Annotated in this window: 15 protein-coding genes and 1 riboswitch; of the genes, 11 read left to right on the top strand and 4 right to left on the bottom strand. The window is 38.5% G+C overall.

The genetic code is table 11. From position 1 onward, the window contains the following. Positions 1-177: 177 nt before the first annotated feature. Together treP and GI584_RS22240 are read right to left on the bottom strand one after the other, a co-directional pair. Positions 178-1,620 carry a PTS system trehalose-specific EIIBC component gene (treP, locus tag GI584_RS22235; protein ID WP_100358707.1) on the bottom strand — a complete coding sequence of 481 codons (1,443 nt, stop codon included), beginning with the start codon at positions 1,618-1,620 and terminating at the stop codon, positions 178-180. A gap of 164 nt (positions 1,621-1,784) precedes the next feature. Next, a complete protein-coding gene (locus GI584_RS22240) occupies positions 1,785-2,135 on the bottom strand; it encodes a hypothetical protein (RefSeq protein WP_153792658.1) in 351 nt (116 codons plus the stop codon). Between the two features lie 145 nt (positions 2,136-2,280). Between GI584_RS22240 and GI584_RS22245 the strand changes: the two genes are divergently transcribed. The 11 genes from GI584_RS22245 to GI584_RS22295 all read left to right on the top strand — a co-directional run bounded on the left by GI584_RS22245 (position 2,281) and on the right by GI584_RS22295 (position 15,702). Continuing rightward, on the top strand, positions 2,281-3,558 hold the full coding sequence (locus GI584_RS22245) for an MFS transporter (protein WP_153792659.1): 1,278 nt from the start codon (positions 2,281-2,283) through the stop codon (positions 3,556-3,558). Positions 3,559-3,963: 405 nt separating this feature from the next. Then, positions 3,964-5,325: an NADP-specific glutamate dehydrogenase gene (gene gdhA, locus GI584_RS22250; RefSeq protein ID WP_153792660.1), complete on the top strand. Its 1,362-nt coding sequence runs from the start codon at positions 3,964-3,966 to the stop codon at positions 5,323-5,325. Positions 5,326-5,620: 295 nt separating this feature from the next. Beyond that, positions 5,621-6,565, top strand: coding sequence for an aldo/keto reductase family protein (locus GI584_RS22255; RefSeq protein ID WP_153792661.1), 945 nt, complete (start codon positions 5,621-5,623; stop codon positions 6,563-6,565). 120 nt (positions 6,566-6,685) lie between these two features. Then, positions 6,686-6,799, top strand: a riboswitch (SAM riboswitch). Between the two features lie 71 nt (positions 6,800-6,870). After that, a complete protein-coding gene (locus GI584_RS22260; protein ID WP_100358702.1) occupies positions 6,871-7,599 on the top strand; it encodes a phosphoadenylyl-sulfate reductase in 729 nt (242 codons plus the stop codon). 60 nt (positions 7,600-7,659) lie between these two features. After that, a complete protein-coding gene (locus GI584_RS22265; RefSeq protein ID WP_153792662.1) occupies positions 7,660-9,453 on the top strand; it encodes an assimilatory sulfite reductase (NADPH) flavoprotein subunit in 1,794 nt (597 codons plus the stop codon). Positions 9,454-9,465: 12 nt separating this feature from the next. Further along, a complete protein-coding gene (cysI, locus tag GI584_RS22270; protein WP_153792663.1) occupies positions 9,466-11,178 on the top strand; it encodes an assimilatory sulfite reductase (NADPH) hemoprotein subunit in 1,713 nt (570 codons plus the stop codon). Beyond that, positions 11,178-12,365 carry a sulfate adenylyltransferase gene (gene sat, locus GI584_RS22275; RefSeq protein WP_100358700.1) on the top strand — a complete coding sequence of 396 codons (1,188 nt, stop codon included), beginning with the start codon at positions 11,178-11,180 and terminating at the stop codon, positions 12,363-12,365. The genes cysI and sat overlap by 1 nt, the downstream gene beginning before the upstream one ends. After that, positions 12,362-12,961, top strand: coding sequence for an adenylyl-sulfate kinase (gene cysC, locus GI584_RS22280; RefSeq protein WP_100358699.1), 600 nt, complete (start codon positions 12,362-12,364; stop codon positions 12,959-12,961). Before sat ends, cysC begins: the two co-directional genes overlap by 4 nt. Positions 12,962-13,297: 336 nt before the next feature. After that, positions 13,298-13,846 carry a PadR family transcriptional regulator gene (locus tag GI584_RS22285; protein WP_153792664.1) on the top strand — a complete coding sequence of 183 codons (549 nt, stop codon included), beginning with the start codon at positions 13,298-13,300 and terminating at the stop codon, positions 13,844-13,846. 36 nt (positions 13,847-13,882) lie between these two features. Continuing rightward, entirely contained in the window at positions 13,883-14,656 is a 774-nt protein-coding gene (locus GI584_RS22290) for an arylamine N-acetyltransferase family protein (protein WP_100358697.1), read from the top strand. Positions 14,657-14,691: 35 nt separating this feature from the next. Then, the gene (locus GI584_RS22295; protein WP_153792665.1) at positions 14,692-15,702 is read left to right on the top strand and encodes a zinc-dependent alcohol dehydrogenase family protein; all 1,011 of its coding nucleotides are present in this window, start codon (positions 14,692-14,694) and stop codon (positions 15,700-15,702) included. 436 nt (positions 15,703-16,138) lie between these two features. On the opposite strand, the gene GI584_RS22300 is transcribed toward GI584_RS22295, so the two are convergent. Together GI584_RS22300 and GI584_RS22305 are read right to left on the bottom strand one after the other, a co-directional pair. Next, complete coding sequence (locus tag GI584_RS22300) at positions 16,139-16,834, bottom strand: copper homeostasis protein CutC (RefSeq protein ID WP_153792666.1); 696 nt, start codon at positions 16,832-16,834, stop codon at positions 16,139-16,141. A gap of 1 nt (position 16,835) precedes the next feature. After that, positions 16,836-18,206 carry a leucyl aminopeptidase family protein gene (locus tag GI584_RS22305; RefSeq protein ID WP_153792667.1) on the bottom strand — a complete coding sequence of 457 codons (1,371 nt, stop codon included), beginning with the start codon at positions 18,204-18,206 and terminating at the stop codon, positions 16,836-16,838. Between the last annotated feature and the right edge of the window lies 1 nt (position 18,207).

Here is an 18,207-nt window from a genome sequence, read left to right on the forward strand (position 1 = left end):
TCAGAGGAGGCTAATGCCGTGCCTATGGAAATCGGAGTATTCTGCCGGAGCGTATGTTTTTACAAACCAACAAATCAGAATGGAAGAAAGCAAATTCCCAGGTAAGTTATTGGACAGTTTTTGGCCATGTTCACCATTTTTACACTGACCACAAAAAGAGGAGTTTCCCCCCTCTTTTTATGGTCTTGTTTTTCCTAGGCGATCGTATGCGTCTTTACCCATTTTTGTTCTTGCCAGAATAACTGTTAAAATAAATGGCACTACAATTGCTATCAGCATCGCTATGGTAAACATAAGCATATGTGGCACTTGAATCGAAAGAATACCTGGTATACCACCTACACCAATGGAATTCGCCATAACGCCAGACCCAACTGATACTACTGCTGCGATTGCAGAACCCGTCATACCTGCAATAAACGGAAAGAGATAACGTAAGTTAATACCAAATAATGCTGGTTCAGTTACACCTAAATAACAGGAGATTGCTGCTGGAACAGATACTTGTTGTTCTTTCTTGTCTTTACGGTTTAAGTAGATCATGGCAACAACCGCCGAACCTTGTGCAATATTGGATAATGCAATCATTGGCCAGAGATTTGTTCCGTCAAATTCACTCATAAGCTGTAAGTCAATCGCATTTGTCATATGGTGTAAACCAGTGATCACTAAAGGCGCGTATGCAAAACCAAATACAGCTGCAAATAACCAACCAAATGCAGAAGTTAAACCGCTATACACAACATTCGAAATCCAAGAACCAATTTCCCAACCGATTGGACCTAATACTACATGTGCCACTAATACAGCTGGGATTAAAGCAAAAAATGGCACAAAAATCATCGATACTACTTGTGGAATTACTTTACGCAACCAAATCTCTAAATAAGCTAATACGAAACCAGCTAATATAGCCGGAATAACTTGTGCTTGATAACCAATCATATCAATTTGTGCAAAACCGAAGTCCCATACCGGAATATCTTCAGCACCCGGCACTCCATACGCATTGAGCAGTTGCGGAGAAACTAATGTAATACCTAATATAATACCTAATACTTGTGTGGTACCCATCTTACGTGAAATAGACCAAGTAATCGCAACAGGTAAGAAGTGGAATATCGCTTCAGCTATTAACCATAGAAAATCATATAATCCTTGCCAAAACTGAGATGATTCCGCTAAAGTCATCGTCCCGTTATTCACCATATCAATTTCACCGATTACATTACGAAAACCTAAAATAAGTCCACCAACAACTAATGCAGGGATAATTGGTGTAAAGATATCAGCTAAATGTGCTACTAGACGTTGTACAATATTCATATTTTGCTTGGCTGCTTCTTTTGCATCTTCTTTAGAAGTATCTCCTACTCCTGCTATTTTGGTAAATTCATTATAAAAAGAAGCCACTTCATTTCCAACAATAACTTGAAACTGACCTGCCTGCGTAAATGTTCCTTTAACTATATCCATATCATCAATTGCATCAACATCCGCTTTGTCTGGATCATTTAATACAAATCGCATTCTCGTCGCACAATGTGTAACAACTGAGATATTTTCACTACCGCCGACTTTATCCAACAATTCTTTAGCTGGATCTGTAAACTTGCTCAATGCCCTTCCTCCTCGATGAATTATATTCTTGTATATACAAGTGATTGCGTTTTCATAGTAACTTGTATATACAAGAATGTCAACAAAATTTTTTTGCATCATATTCAGACCCGGATTATCACCTAAATGAAAGCAAAGGTTGGACAACCTTTGCTTTCATTTACTTATCCTTCAAATGCATTTTTATCCATGTAACCGTCATTTTCCATAATAATTTTTAGTGCCTCCGGGTAATCATCTTTCGCTACTTCACATTCAATCGTATGTTCTCTAGGTGTATCATCGTTGATCGTTTCACCGTTATCATTCGTTGTAAATGCAGCTACAATGCCTCCACCAGCACCCATACCTGAAGTGTTGTTACCTGAATATGCCAATGGAGTTAATAATAACGTTCGATCTGCGTCTGGTAAATGGTCAACTCGAATATCATTTGTTTTCAATTTATTGAGCTCTGCTCTTACTGTTTCTGCATCATCTTCCGTTTTGAAAAACGCCTGAATAGCTTTATACATTATCATCATCCTTTCCATTTAATGTAGTGCTGGTTTTAATGTACCCGTTTCTGAGCAATATTAAACTTCTGTAAATTTTGATAAGTACATATGTGTGTTTCTTTGTCTATTCTAGTAAAATAAAAGGAAAAGGATGGGTGAATATATGAAAAAGTTTACGAAGCAAGAAAATAGTTGGATGTTTTACGATTGGGGAAGCTCTGCATTTTCGGTTATTATCACCACGGCTATTTTTCCTATTTATTACAAGGCACAAGCCACCAGCGCAGGTATTTCAGGAGCAGATTCTACTGCATATCTCGGTTACACCATTGCTGTTTTCACCTTTATTTTGGCTATGCTTGGACCGGTTTTAGGAACACTTGCAGATTACGAAGGACTAAAAAAGAAATTCTTTTTAAGCTTTATGGGGATGGGGGTTTTTTCCACTTTTGCTCTTATTTTTGTACCGGAAGGTCAATGGTTACTCTTACTGATTTTCTTTACATTAGCATCGCTCGGCTCTACAGGGGCAAATGTTTTTTACGATGGTTTCCTAGTGGATGTCACCGATGATAAACGAATGAACCAAGTATCTGCCCGCGGCTTTGGACTTGGTTATATCGGTAGCGCCATTCCTTTTGTAATCAGTATTGCCATAATATTATTAGCTCAACAGGGTATTCTACATATTAGTAGCACAACAGCAAGTAAAATTGCGTTTCTGATTACTTGTATATGGTGGGTAACTTTCGCCCTACCAATGATTAAAAATGTGAAGCAAATACATTTTATAGAGCGCGATCCGCAACCCGTACGCCAAAGTTTCAAAAGGTTATTTCTCACCATCAAACATGTAAAGGAATATAAATACTTAACTATTTTTTTAATCGCTTATTTTTTCTATATAGACGGGGTCGGCACAATTATTTCGATGTCCACAGCCTATGGAACAGATGTCGGTCTTAGTTCAACTGTATTACTGGTAGTTTTACTTGTCACACAAGTGGTAGCCGCCCCTTTCTCCATAATATATGGTAAATTAGCTAACCGATTTTCTGCTAAAAGCATGTTATATATTGGAATTTTCATTTATATCATTGTTTGTATTTATGGATATTTTCTAGAAACAGCATTTGATTTCTGGGTTCTCGCCATGCTCGTTGCTTCTTCACAAGGTGGAATTCAGGCATTGAGCCGCTCCTATTTTGCCAAACTGATTCCCAAGAAAAACGCCAACGAATTTTTTGGTTTTTATAATATTTTCGGAAAGTTTGCTTCGATTACTGGACCACTGCTTTTAGGGGCAACTGCGCAAATTACCGGTCGGTCGAACGCAGGCATTCTAAGTCTTATTGTCTTATTTGTTATCGGTATGATCATTCTTTATTTTGTTCCTTCTGACAAAAAACTGAATACGCTAACACAACCTATCTCAAAATGATATCATTTGCATCTCACCTGAGCATTGTTTAGATCGATTTGGTATAATACACTTTACATTAACGAGTTATTTTCAAAATAATTAGATAAAGACAAACTTGGCTTATCACCAAGTACTGGCGAAAGCCTTCGTTTTTTATACTATCAACATTTACATTTTATACTTTATGATAGTACAAAATAAAACAGATAGAAAAAAAATTGGTGTCACGCTTATGCTTTAACTATATATTAAAGTGAGATTCCATCAGTGGCCCCCCACTGATGGGTAGCGAAACTTATCAGGGTGCTATCGTCCGTTATTCCCATGTATGCTTTCATTAGTTTTTCCAAGTTTAGAAGGGGGCTTATGGACGATTGTCACCGTGATAAAAATAAACAAAGATAAGGAGAGAACAAATAAGATATGACAAATGCAAACCAAGTTGCTCAAAATTACGTAAATGACGTTTTCGAAACGGTCAAAAAGCGTAACCCAAGCGAAAATGAATTCCATCAAGCGGTAAAGGAAATATTTGATTCCTTAGTTCCTGTATTCGAAAAACAGCCCGTATACATGGAGCACAATATTCTGGAAAGAATCGTTGAACCTGAAAGAATAGTATCTTTCCGTGTACCATGGGTTGACGATGAAGGAAAAGTACAAGTTAACCGTGGTTTTCGTGTACAATTCAACAGTGCCATTGGTCCATACAAAGGTGGTCTTCGTTTCCACCCATCTGTAAACGCTAGTATTATTAAATTCTTAGGGTTTGAACAGATTTTCAAAAACTCTTTGACCGGACAACCTATCGGTGGTGGTAAAGGTGGATCTGACTTTGATCCGAAAGGTAAATCCGATGGCGAAATTATGCGATTCTGCCAAAGCTTCATGAGTGAACTTTCTAAACACATCGGTCCTGACACAGACGTTCCTGCTGGGGATATCGGTGTAGGCGCACGTGAAGTTGGTTACTTATTCGGTCAATACAAAAAAATGCGTGGCGGCTATGAAGCTGGTGTACTAACTGGTAAAGGCCTTAATTTCGGCGGAAGCCTAGCACGTACAGAAGCGACTGGATATGGAACAGTTTACTTCGTGCAAGAAATGTTAAAAGGCAAAGGCGACAGCTTCGAAGGGAAAACAGTTGTTGTTTCTGGTTCTGGTAATGTTTCTACATATGCTATTGATAAAGCAACTGAGTTAGGTGCTAAAGTAGTAGCATGTAGTGATTCAAGTGGTTATATATATGACAAAAATGGTATTAATCTGGCAACAGTAAAACGCCTAAAAGAAGTAGAAAGAAAACGTATTAAAGAATACGTGAACGAACATCCTGAAGCAGAGTATACTGCTGGTTTTGAAGGCATTTGGAACATCCCTTGTGACATTGCCCTTCCATGTGCAACACAAAACGAGTTAAATGAAGATGCTGCGAAAACGCTGCTATCAAATGGTGTAAAAGCAGTTGGTGAAGGTGCGAACATGCCTTCAACGCTAGAAGCAATTGATGTATTCTTAGAGAATAATGTATTGTTTGGCCCTGCAAAAGCAGCAAATGCTGGTGGTGTAGCCGTATCTGCATTAGAAATGGCACAAAACAGCGCACGTCTTTCCTGGAAATTTGAAGAAGTCGACGAAAAGCTGCAAGAAATCATGGCTAACATTTATAAAAACAGTGTAGAAGCTGCAGAAGAATATGGCCAGCCTGGTAACCTTGTTGTTGGTGCAAACATTGCCGGTTTCATCAAAGTTGCCGATGCTATGATCGCACAAGGTGTTATCTAAATTATTCTTCGCTGATAAAACTATTTTTTCTTCATAATGTTGTACAAGAAGTATACACTCGTTCCAATTAAAAGGAATGGAGTGTATGCTTTTTTTATTTTTGTAATGAAGCACAGCAATTGCATGAAACTATTTCAAAATGAGATGTATCAAACTAGGAAGCATACGCCAAAAGCGTTTTTTTCAAGACACCCCATCTCCAGCAAATTGCGTTCTCTCACAAACAGATCATTCGCTTCTCCTCTCTAGTTCTTTTATAATAATGTAAACGCTTAACAATAGGAGGTTACAAACGATGGAATATCGTCATTTAGGAAAAACCGGTCTGAAAGTAAGCGAAATTAGTTTGGGCAGCTGGCTTACATATGGTGGCTATGTCGAGGAAAAGAATGCAGAAGCTTCCATTGATAAAGCCTATGATCTCGGCATTAATTTTTTTGATACAGCCAATGTTTATATGCGTGGAGAAGCAGAAAAAATTGTAGGGAAAGCATTACGGAAATATCCACGCAGCTCTTATGTACTTGCTACAAAAGTATTTGGAAAAATGGGAGATGGACCAAATGATCAAGGCCTTTCCCGTAAACATATTATGGAGCAGTGTGATGCGAGCTTGCAGCGGTTAGGACTCGATTATGTCGATGTTTATTATTGTCACCGCTACCACCCTGACACACCATTAGAGGAAACGTTGCGTGCATTGGATGATCTTATTCGCCAAGGAAAAGTGTTATATATCGGTGTCAGTGAATGGACTGCCGAGCAAATGACAGAAGCTGTTCATCTTGCTGACCAAAAACTGTTAGACCGCATTGTCGTGAATCAACCAAACTACAGCATGCTTCATCGCTATATTGAAAATGAAGTTATCCCCGTAAGCGAGAAGCATGGCATTGGTCAGATTGTCTTCTCCCCTCTCGCCCAAGGTGTATTAACAGGAAAATACAAAAAAGGAGAAGCTATTCCTGAAGATAGTCGTGCCGCTCAAAAAAACTTAGATTTATCTCGTGTTTTAACAGAGCAGAACTTAGAACGTGTCGAAGCCTTAAAAGGGATTGCTGCTAACGAAAACTTGTCATTAGCTCAATTATCGATTGCCTGGATTTTACGTCAAGACAATGTATCTAGTGCCCTTATCGGCGCAAGTAAACCAGAACAGATCGAAGAAAACGCAAAAGCGTCTGGTGTAACTCTCTCTAAGGAAACCATTGCGAAAGTGGAAGATATATTACATCAGTAATAGTACCTATACCAAGTAATCCCTAGTTACTTGGTATTATTTTTTACAATTTTTACAATAAATTCATTGACTTTTTCATTATTCAAGTATACTATGTTATTAAACGGACAATAAATGGAATTCTTATCCAGAGAGGTGGAGGGGCAGGCCCTGTGAATCCTCGGCAACAGGTTAGAAAGATAACACTGTGCCAAATCCTGCGGGACAGCATAAACTGAACCCGAAAGATAAGAAGGAATGATTACACATTGCTTACCTTCTTATCAAATGATAAGAAGGTTTTTTTAATGAGGAGGAAGCAACAAATGCTGACTTATGAAAATTTTTATGACAGCCCGTTGAACAATGAGACTCCCGACCAACACGATCCTACAAAAGGCGCTCTAAAAATCCTTGAATGGGCTTATCAAACGTATGGTAATTCGTTAGTCTATGCCTGTAGTTTTGGAGCAGAAAGTATGGTTCTAATTGACCTGATTGCAACTGTCCAACCAGATGCTAGATTAGTATTTTTAGATACTGGCTTGCATTTTCAAGAAACATATGACCTGATTGATGAGGTCAAGGAACGTTATCCGTCATTAGATATCGTGATGCAGAAGCCTTCGCTCACTGTTGATGAACAACGAGAACAACATGGATCAGCGTTGTGGAGCAGGAATCCTGATCAATGTTGTTACATTAGAAAAGTAAAGCCATTGGAAGACGCACTGAGTGGAGCAACCGCCTGGATTTCAGGGTTAAGACGGTCGCAATCTCCGACGAGAGCGAACACCAACTTTATTAACAAAGATGACCGTTTCCAATCGATTAAAATTTGCCCATTAATTTATTGGTCCTGGGATGATGTGTGGGAATATATTGAGCAACATCAATTACCTTATAACAAGCTGCATGATCAAAATTATCCTAGCATCGGTTGTATACCATGTACTACACAAGTTACAGATGCTGATGACGAACGTTCAGGACGATGGGCCAACTTTCAGAAAACTGAATGTGGATTACATGCTACTCCACAATCAACGAAGTAATCATTTTTTTATTGCCAAACTCAAGTAAATCTATCGGATTAATTAAAAGAGGTGAAGATGTTGACATTACAAGTAGTAAACAGTCCGTTTGATGAAAAACAAACGGAAATATTAAATCAAATTCTACCAACACTGACAGACGCACAAAAAAATTGGCTTGCTGGATACTTGGCCGCTTCTCAATCATCACAAAACGTTACAACTGTTGAACAGCCAGCACCTGCACAGGTTAAAACCCGAACCGTCACTATTTTATACGGATCGGAAACTGGTAATAGTCAAGAACTAGCAGAACAGCTATCCAAGCAAGTAAAGGACATTCAAAGAGACGTAACAGTTTCTGCCATGGATGACTTTAAACCGAAGAAACTAAAAGAAGCAGAAGATTTACTCATTATTACAGCAACTCATGGTGAAGGGGATCCGCCTGACAACGCGATTCAATTCCATGAATTTTTACACGGACGCAAGGCTCCAAAACTCGAACATGTTAAGTTTTCTGTTTTGTCACTTGGTGATGAGTCTTATGAACACTTCTGTCAGACTGGTAAGGATTTTGATAAACGTTTAGAGGAATTGGGGGCGACTAGAATTCATCCACGTGTTGACTGTGATGTCGATTACGAAGAACTTGCCGACGAATGGATTTCAGAGGTAATCGGTATTCTGAAAAAAGATGCCGGAAACAACGCAGAAACTGTCGACACTCAACCATCACCTGCAGAACAACCGATTTATTCTAAAAGCAATCCTTATTCTGCTGAAGTATTAGATAACTTCGTTCTTAGTGGTAAAGGATCAAATAAAGAAACAAGACACATCGAAATTTCTTTGGAAGGCTCTAACCTCAGTTATGAACCTGGAGATTGTTTAGCAATTTATCCAAAGAATGACCCAGCGCTGGTTCAAGCGATGATTGAAGAGCTTAAATGGAATCCAGAACAGACGATACCAATTAATAAACAAGGGGAAATTCGCTCCGTACAGGAAGCTCTAACCTCCATTTTTGAGATTACGAGAATTACGAAAGGCTTATTGGAAAAAGCTAGCACTTATTTTAATCATGAAAAACTTCAAGAATTAGTAAAAGATCCCGAAAAAGTAAAAGCCTATATCGATGGTCGTGATTTATTAGATTTGATTATTGACTATCCACCAAAACAACTGGATCCAACATCCATTATGCACTTTTTAAGAAAAATCCCTGCAAGACAATATTCGATTGCTAGTAGTTATCAAGCAAATCCTGATGAAGTTCATTTAACATTGGCAACTGTAAGGTATCATACACATGGTCGTGATCGATGTGGCGTATGCACAGGGGAAATTGCTGACAGAATTAAACCAGGTGATCAGCTCAATGCCTACGTACACAAAAATCCGAACTTCAAGTTTCCAATGGATGAAGAAACACCAGTCATCATGATTGGCCCTGGTACTGGTGTAGCACCGTTTAGAGGCTATATCGAAGAACGAGAAGAACTTGAATTGAAAGGGAAAACATGGCTCTTCTTTGGTGACCAGCATTTCCGCACTGACTTTTTGTATCAAGTTGATTGGCAAAATTGGTTAAAGCAAGGTTACCTAGCTAAAATGGACGTCGCCTTCTCCAGAGATAGTGATGAAAAGATATATGTACAACATCGCATGCAAGAGAAGGCTAAAGAATTATTCGAATGGATTGAAGCTGGTGCACATCTTTATGTTTGCGGCGATGAAAAACGAATGGCAAAGGATGTTCATGAAGCTTTAATTACAATTATTAGTCAAGAAGGAAACCTTAGCAAAGAAGCTGCAACAGAGTACGTCAATAAATTAAAACAGGAAAAAAGATATCAACGTGATGTGTATTAAGGGGGAACAAAAATGGTAAACGATCCAAATAAATTAGACCCGATGGAAAAATTAAAAGTAGAGAGCCGTTTTTTAAGGGGAACGATTCAAGAAGGGTTACAAGACCCAATTACCGCATCGATATCAGATGATGATACTAAATTGCTGAAATTCCACGGAAGTTATCAACAGGATGATCGCGATATCCGGGATGAGCGACGAAGACAAAAACTGGAGCCCGCCTATCAATTTATGCTCCGTGTTGCTATTCCTGGAGGTGTCGCAACACCGAAGCAGTGGCTTGCAACCGATGACTTGGCACAAAAATATGGAGATCATACGATAAAACTGACTACTCGCCAAGCTTTTCAGCTACACGGGATATTAAAATGGAATTTAAAAGACACAATTAAAACAATCAATGAAGCGTTAATGACAACGATTGCCGCATGTGGAGATGTCAATCGTAATGTCATGTGTAACCCGAATCCTTATCAGTCTGAAATTCATCAAGAAATTCAGGATTGGGCTCAAAAAATCAGTGATCACCTTTCACCAAAAACAGGTGCCTATCATGAAATATGGTTAGATCAAGAAAAAATTATCGATTCTAAAGAGGAAGAAGAGCCAATTTACGGCAAAACGTATTTGCCAAGGAAATTTAAAATTGGTATTGCTGCACCTCCTTCTAATGATGTCGATGTTTTTTCTCAAGATCTCGGTTTCATTGCTATTATAGAAGACAATCAAGTTAAAGGATTTAATGTCGTAGTTGGTGGGGGTATGGGATCAACGCATGGTAATACGAATACCTACCCACAGTTAGGGAAAATTGCTGGATACTGTGATAAAGAAGATGTAATTGATGTTGCTGAAAAAATCGTCACGATTCAACGGGATTACGGAAATCGATCTGACCGCAAGAATGCTAGATTTAAATATACGATCGACCACCATGGTCTTGATTGGTTTAAACATGAGCTTGCTGATCGTCTAGGCTGGGAACTTAAGGAAGCGAAAGACTATCATTTTGACCATAATGGTGACAGATTTGGTTGGGTAAAAGGGAAAAACAGATGGCATCTAACCCTATTTGTCGAAAATGGAAGAGTAAAAGATGCTGATGATTATAAATTGCTGACAGCTCTTCGTGAAATTGCTCATATTCATACTGGCGATTTTCGCTTAACACCAAATCAGAATCTAGTAATCGCTAATGTTACAGCACAGAAAAAGAAAAAAATTAACGATATCATCGAAATGTATGGAATCACAGATGGGAAACAATATTCCGGCTTGCGTCAGAATTCGATTGCTTGTGTGGCGCTGCCTACTTGTGGATTAGCAATGGCCGAATCCGAACGCTATTTACCATCACTTATCGACAAAATTGAAGGTCTTTTAGCTGCAGAAGGTATACAAGATGAAGAGATTGTGATCCGAATGTCTGGATGTCCAAATGGTTGTTCACGCCCTGCCTTAGCTGAAATAGCCTTTATCGGTAAAGCACCAGGTAAATACAATCTATATCTTGGAGGAAGCTTCATTGGGGACCGATTAAATCAGCTTTATCGTGAAAATATTGGTGAAGAAGATATTCTGGCAATCTTGAAAGAAATTTTCAATGACTTTGCGAGTAATCGCTTAGATAAAGAACATTTCGGGGACTTTGTCGTGCGTAAAGGCTATGTAGATGAAGTGTACGACGGACAAAACTTCCACCGTGATACGAAAGGGGTTTTATAATGGTAGCGATTAAAGAACAAATACAAGAAACGATTGAAGCACATGGTGGTACTTTAATCAATCGTGAAATAAAAGGTGCAGAGCGAGAAAAATTGTTAAAAGAGGCGGAAGCTTTTAAAACATTGACAATCAATGCATGGAGTATTTCAGACTTGGAACTGATAGGCATCGGCGGATTTAGTCCACTTACCGGTTTCCTCGGTAAAAAAGACTATCTAGAAGTAGTTGAAAATGTACATCTGGCAGATGGTACGGTTTGGAGTATTCCAATTACACTAGCAGTAACAGAAGCGGAAGCAGACAACTTAGACATCGGTGAAAAGATTGCACTTTACGGCGAAGATGGGATTCTTTACGGAACACTGGATTTAGAGGAGAAGTACACCTATGACAAAGTAAAAGAGGCACAATCTGTTTATGGTACAACAGAAGATGCACACCCTGGTGTCAAAAAACTTTATGAAAAAGGCAATGTCTATTTAGCTGGACCTATCACCTTACTAAATCGACCTACACATGATCAATTTAAGGAATTTCATCTCGATCCTTCAGAAACAAGACAACTTTTTCAGGATTTAGGCTGGAAAACGGTAGTTGGTTTCCAAACAAGAAACCCTGTCCATCGCGCCCATGAATATATTCAAAAAAGTGCATTGGAATCTGTTGATGGTCTATTACTGAATCCGTTGGTCGGAGAAACAAAATCCGATGATATTCCAGCAGATATTCGCATGGAAAGCTATCAGGTAATTCTGAAGCATTATTATCCGAAAGATCGTACACGTCTTGTTATTTATCCAGCTGCAATGCGTTATGCGGGACCACGCGAGGCGATTTTACATGCCATCGTCCGTAAAAATTATGGCTGTACGCATTTCATTGTCGGTCGTGATCATGCAGGTGTCGGTGATTATTATGGTACGTATGAAGCACAGGAATTAATCTCGCAATATGAAGCAGAGCTTGGTATTCAAATTTTCAAATTCGAGCATGCTTTCTTTTGTCAAAAATGCGAGAACATGGCTACACAGAAAACATGTCCGCATGATAAATCCGAGCATGTCCATCTAAGTGGAACAAAAGTAAGAGAAAAGCTTCGCAATGGTGAAGCCTTGCCTCGACAATTTTCAAGACCAGAAGTGGCTGAAGTATTAATTAAAGGATTACAAAGGGGTTCAAACGCATGACACAATCCAAAAACATCGTATGGCATGATTCAGTGGTATCCAAACAGGATCGTAGCAGGCAAAATGACCATCAAAGTCCGGTATTATGGTTCACCGGACTCTCAGGGTCAGGTAAATCCACGATTACGGTGGAACTGGAAAAGGCACTGTTTGAAAAAGGCATTCGCTCCTATCGCTTAGATGGTGATAATATCCGTCACGGACTAAACAATAATTTAGGATTTAGCCCAGAAGACCGCAAAGAAAATATTAGACGTATTGGCGAAGTAGCTAAATTATTAAATGATGCAGGTTTAATCACACTTACCGCTTTTATTTCACCATATCGTGAAGACCGTGATAATGTCAGAAATCTTTTAGCTGATGGAGATTTTATCGAAGTATATGTAAAATGTAGCCTGGAAAGCTGTGAAGCGCGTGATCCTAAAGGACTTTACCAAAAAGCACGTGCAGGTGAAATTAAAGGATTTACTGGTATTGATGCGCCATATGAAGAGCCGGAGCAACCGGAGTTAGTGATCGATACAGAAAATAAATCTGTTGACGAAGCAGTAGCTGAGATAATTGAGTATTTGGAAATTAGAAGTTATATTTAAAGAAGGTGGATGGACTCTCACTATCCAGCAATGACGGCTAACTGGGCAGCAACGTATTAAACATATAATTTCTAGTGCCTAACCGTATGTCAAAACCAACTTCTATTAATGTTACCAGTAGTATTGATAAAAACTCTACTAAAATGTATAAACCGCATGAAATCAAACTGTTTACAATTTGATTTCATGCGGTTTTATTTTCATGATTCAAACTAAAATTTTCAACTTCTGCCCTAACTCTTTTTTGTTGCAATTTAAATTAATACGACATATAATATGTCGTAACGATATATCTTTGCGATATATTAGACAAAATGCATTACAAGGAGGTTAATGATGTACGAATTATTTGTATTAGGAGAGTTAAAAACTGAACCTAAACATGGATATGAGTTACAAACGATCCTAAAAAACACTGTAGGTCCTATCAGAAAAATTAGTTCTGGAACGTTATATCCCCTTATCTCACGTCTAGTGAAAAACGGAAGAATCAGTCACCATAAAGAAAATCCGGAAAATGGAAGACCTCGAAAGATATATGAAATAACAGAAAACGGAAATGAACATTTCCTGGAATTGATGAAGAAACCGCTTGAGTATAACACGGATACTGAGCTTATTTTTCATTTTAAGCTGACATACTTCCAATATGTAACACAAGATCTTCAACTCGAATGTTTACAGCACTATTTGGAATACCTGCAATATATTTTGAAGGATGTTATATCTTCTGAATCACTAATCATTTCTAAAAAACAAATTCCTGAGAAAAAACGCATACAAATATTGCGTCTATTTGATCATCGCAAGCATGTAACTATGACTGATATTGAGTGGGTCAAGAAGGAAATTGAGCGCATTAAAAAGTTTAATGAAACATTCTAAATTTTATAAGATGCAAAATTACTAGGAGATGAGTAAATGAATATAACGTCTTATTTGGAGCGTATCCAGGTTTCAAAAACACCTCAAGTATCACAATCCTATTTGGAAATGCTTCAGTATCAGCAGGTAACTAGGGTTCCCTTTGAAAACTTAGATGTTTTGCGAAATATTCCATTATCACTAGATGATACGAACATTTATGAAAAAATCGTAATCCGAAAGCGAGGGGGCTTATGTTACGAACTAAATGGCCTTTTCAACTCATTCTTAAAACAAATTGGATTCGATACGCATTTAATTGCCGGAACTATTTATAGAGGAGACCAATGGGGGGAGTCAGATACACATGCAGCCATCCTCGTAACAATACATGATGAACGTTATCTTATAGACGTTGGCTTTGGAGGTAATTCCCCACGAAAACCTATTCCGCTGACAGGGCAGCAAATCTCTGACGTAGATGGTTTTTACAGAGTAAGAGCATGTCCGGAAGTAGAGGATTCATTCGTACTAGAAAAGAAAGAACGCAGTAAGTGGCTCATGCTGTATCGTTTCAATACCAAAAAATGGTCACTGGATAATTTTACATTTGCATGTGATCAGGCTCAATATTCACCACAATCTCCATTTAACAAGGGGTACTTCCTAATGAAGGTACTAGAGTCTGGACGCAAGACTTTATTTGATCATTCATTAACTCTGGTAGAGGGGTTCAATAAAACCAAGGAAAATATAACTCCTAACCGTATTGATCAAGTAGTGCAACAATTCTTTGATGATCCCAGTGAGGACACAAATCAAAGTCGGTAGTGCTGAACTTATTATAAAAAATGAGGAGCGATTATATGAAAAGTTATCATGTAAATGCCGGTGACGGTCTTTCAGGACTTAAGATAGTTGAAACAAAGGAAATACCCTTGCCTGGACCCGATGAAGTTGTTGTACGAATGAAAGCGAATTCTATCAATACTCGTGATCTTATGATTATAAACGGAGATTTTCATTTTCCTGTTAAGCCAGAGGTAATTCCTCTATCTGATGGTTCTGGTTTAATTACGGGTATTGGGACGAATGTTACACGGTTTCAGATTGGAGATAAGGTAGTAGCCAGTTATTTTCCTCACTGGACTAACGGTTCTATTGATGGATCTACTTCAGCACAACTTGGCAGTGAGGTAGATGGCATGCTAACCGAATATGCAGTACTAAGTGAAGAAGCAGTTGTCCACGCTCCTGATCATCTTTCCTTTGAAGAAGCGGCAACACTGCCGTGTACGGCTTTAGCTGCTTGGAATGCCATTACTGTCGGCGAGCCGCTTTTAGCAGGACATAGTGTTCTTACCCAAGGTTCGGGATCCGTCTCGCTCTTTGCTATTCAATTTGCCAAAGCTTTTGGAGCACATGTCATCTCAACCACATCGAGCGATCAAAAGGCTGAGCGCCTTAAGGAATTAGGAGCAGATGAAGTAGTAAATTACCGAAAAACACCGAATTGGGACATTGCCATTAGGGATTTAACAGAAGGTCAAGGTGTAAACCGCATCATTGAGGTAGGAGGCACAGGAACTCTTCAAAAGTCCATTCAGTCTATTACACTTGAAGGTCGTATTGCTTTGGTAGGGAGGGTCTCCGAAGAAGATGTTGCGATCGGAAATAATGTCTTATCTTCAAGTATCTACACTTTGCATCGTGTTGTAGTAGGAAACCGTGCCCAATTGACTGCTATGAATAAGGCAATTGCTGTTAATCAAATAAAGCCGGTGATCGACCGAGTATTCTCGTTTCAAGAAGCACATGATGCTTTCCGTTATTTTGCGGAGCAACCGCACTTTGGAAAGGTGATTATTAAACATTAATTTCGTCTATATCCCCCTATATTTAATATTTCTAGAATACTTCTTAGAGAAACTTCTTCTATTTTTCATCGAAAGCGCAGTAAAAAACCCATAAAGTGAGAATTCCCCTCAGTGAGGGTTTTTACGGACGATTAGCACGTGATAAAATGGAGGGTATTGTTATTATCCCCTTTAGCTAGACTTTTAAAAAAAGAGAGCATGTTATGATGTTCTTCTCAATAGTCTATCTATAGGGGATTTTTCCATCGCAAAAATACATGTCACGCTTCCATACTCGCGGTTGCAGCAAAAACAAAACCGATGTGAATGAGGAAGTGATGGCTTTCTCATTCTTAATAAAAACATTTCACGAAGTGTGAAATGAGGGTATTCAAGGGGTTCGGATCCAACTGGAAATTCTTCTAAGATGAGTTTTTCTCCGCAAATGATAGTTATCTCAACTGCTCTTTTGGGTTGACTTGATTATTTGAATGCTTTCAAGATCAAATGACTCCTGAAACGATCCGTTCAATCGAACTCCTCTTCCAAAATGATACTCTGCTGCTTGAATATATGGATGTAAGGATGTAAAGTTTTCTGCGTTTAGCCCTGAACCAGGCATAATAACAGGTCCATTGGTTTTTCTTGATTGTTCAACAAGCATTTTAAGTTCAGCTTTTCCTACCACACCATCTTCTTTTCCACCTGATGTTAAGATCCGTTCAATGTTACCAGAATAACGTACCAAACTTTGATAAGCTTCCATTACATCACGCGAATCATCAAATGCACGATGAAATGTAAAGCGAGCATTCGGATAAGCAATGATTATATCATCCAACAATTGCTCATTCACGGTACCATCTTTATTTAATGCACCAAAGACAAAATTGCTCGCACCAACCGCTATCATCTCTTCTATTGATTGCTTTATCACTCCAACATCCTGTTCAGAATAACAAAAGCTTTTAGCATGTGGGCGAATCATTACTTGAACTGGAAGCGAAACATGTTCGAGTATCTCTTTAACGGTTTGAACATTCGGTGTCAGTCCACCTTGTTCTATTGAAGATACTAACTCAAGGCGATCCACACCAACTTTTTCTGCTTCTAATGCATCCCATACTTTTTGTACAATTGCTTCCATTAACATTCTATTCAACTTCTTTCTTTACGAGTTCTGTTAACAACCGGACACCAAAACCGCTAGCACCTTCTACATAATAGCCACTGATTTCGAATGGTTTCACTGTATTAGCCATGTCAATATGATACCACTTAACATCTTTTTCAATAAAGGAATGAAGAAATGAAGCTGCTGTTATTGCTCCACCAAATGGTGTGCTCGCAACATTTTTGATGTCAGCAGTTTCGCTTTTTAAGAGACCTTCATATTCTTTTACCATAGGCATCGGCCATATATGATCTCCAGTCTCCTGACTAATCCGCTCATATTCCGTAAGGCTTTCTAGCTTATTACTAAACAACCCTGCCATCTTTAACCCTAAGGCATGACCTATTGAGCCAGTCAATGTTGCTATATCAGCAATCCAATCCGCTCCTTGATTTTGAGCATACAACAATCCATCAGCTAAAATCAATCGACCTTCAGCATCCGTATTCCCAACTTCTACCGTCTTACCATTTTGATAGGTAATAATATCTGATGGTAAATAAGATGTTCTACTAGGTATATTTTCAACTAATGGGATAATAGCGGTCAAATGAACTGGTAATTCCATACTTTCTATTAATTTCATGGCTCCTGCAACAGCTGCAGATCCACCCATATCCATCTTCATATCGACAATATCATTCGCTTGTTTCAAATTGATTCCGCCTGCATCAAACGTTACTCCTTTTCCAACTAACGCCATCTTATTTTTTCCTTGATTATGATAGGTTAGAAGTGCCACTTCCGGGGAATCATCACTACCTTTACCAACATGATAAGTTGCATAAAATCCTTGATCGCATAAGTCTTCTTCGTGAAGGATGGTTACATCAACCATAGTATCTTGAAAAATATCGATTAATTTTTGGCCGTATGTAGCAGGTGTTAAGTTACTTGCAGGTTCATTACACAAATCCCTTGCAATACAAACTGCTTCTGTTACCTTTAAAGTCTCTTCTTCTAGCTTTCTGTAATCTTCTTCATAAAGTAAATCGATATCTAAATTCTGTGAATCTGATTTATAGTGCTCAAAACGATAACTCGCTAAATGCCAACCTTCAAAAAAGGCCTTCATCGTATCTTCCGCTGGCAAGGAACTAATATAATTAGTGAGTGATTCTAACGAGACCACTAATTTATTGATTCGATATTCCTCTACTTTTTTCCTTAGATTTCCGGCCATTACTTTTATCGATTCATGTGAATGCACTTCATCGTTAAGGCTTACTAAAAATACTGCTTGGCTGTCCTCATATACCAAATGAATCGAAGCAAAATGCTCTATACTTTTCAGCAACGGATATGAGGCGATATCTTTCTCTCCACAAATGAAATTTACGTTAGCTTGCATG

The organism is Gracilibacillus salitolerans (assembly GCF_009650095.1).
GTDB lineage: Bacteria > Bacillota > Bacilli > Bacillales > Amphibacillaceae > Gracilibacillus > Gracilibacillus salitolerans.

What these genes read in the sequence shown, in the direction of transcription:
- GI584_RS22240 (WP_153792658.1), bottom strand. Translation starts at nt 2,135, where the DNA reads ATGTATAAAGCTATTCAGGCGTTTTTCAAAACGGAAGATGATGCAGAA.
- GI584_RS22290 (WP_100358697.1), top strand. Translation starts at nt 13,883, where the DNA reads ATGAATATAACGTCTTATTTGGAGCGTATCCAGGTTTCAAAAACACCT.
- GI584_RS22285 (WP_153792664.1), top strand. Translation starts at nt 13,298, where the DNA reads ATGTACGAATTATTTGTATTAGGAGAGTTAAAAACTGAACCTAAACAT.
- sat (WP_100358700.1), top strand. Translation starts at nt 11,178, where the DNA reads ATGGTAGCGATTAAAGAACAAATACAAGAAACGATTGAAGCACATGGT.
- GI584_RS22245 (WP_153792659.1), top strand. Translation starts at nt 2,281, where the DNA reads ATGAAAAAGTTTACGAAGCAAGAAAATAGTTGGATGTTTTACGATTGG.
- GI584_RS22300 (WP_153792666.1), bottom strand. Translation starts at nt 16,834, where the DNA reads ATGTTAATGGAAGCAATTGTACAAAAAGTATGGGATGCATTAGAAGCA.
- GI584_RS22255 (WP_153792661.1), top strand. Translation starts at nt 5,621, where the DNA reads ATGGAATATCGTCATTTAGGAAAAACCGGTCTGAAAGTAAGCGAAATT.
- GI584_RS22295 (WP_153792665.1), top strand. Translation starts at nt 14,692, where the DNA reads ATGAAAAGTTATCATGTAAATGCCGGTGACGGTCTTTCAGGACTTAAG.
- cysC (WP_100358699.1), top strand. Translation starts at nt 12,362, where the DNA reads ATGACACAATCCAAAAACATCGTATGGCATGATTCAGTGGTATCCAAA.
- GI584_RS22305 (WP_153792667.1), bottom strand. Translation starts at nt 18,206, where the DNA reads ATGCAAGCTAACGTAAATTTCATTTGTGGAGAGAAAGATATCGCCTCA.
- gdhA (WP_153792660.1), top strand. Translation starts at nt 3,964, where the DNA reads ATGACAAATGCAAACCAAGTTGCTCAAAATTACGTAAATGACGTTTTC.
- GI584_RS22260 (WP_100358702.1), top strand. Translation starts at nt 6,871, where the DNA reads ATGCTGACTTATGAAAATTTTTATGACAGCCCGTTGAACAATGAGACT.
- cysI (WP_153792663.1), top strand. Translation starts at nt 9,466, where the DNA reads ATGGTAAACGATCCAAATAAATTAGACCCGATGGAAAAATTAAAAGTA.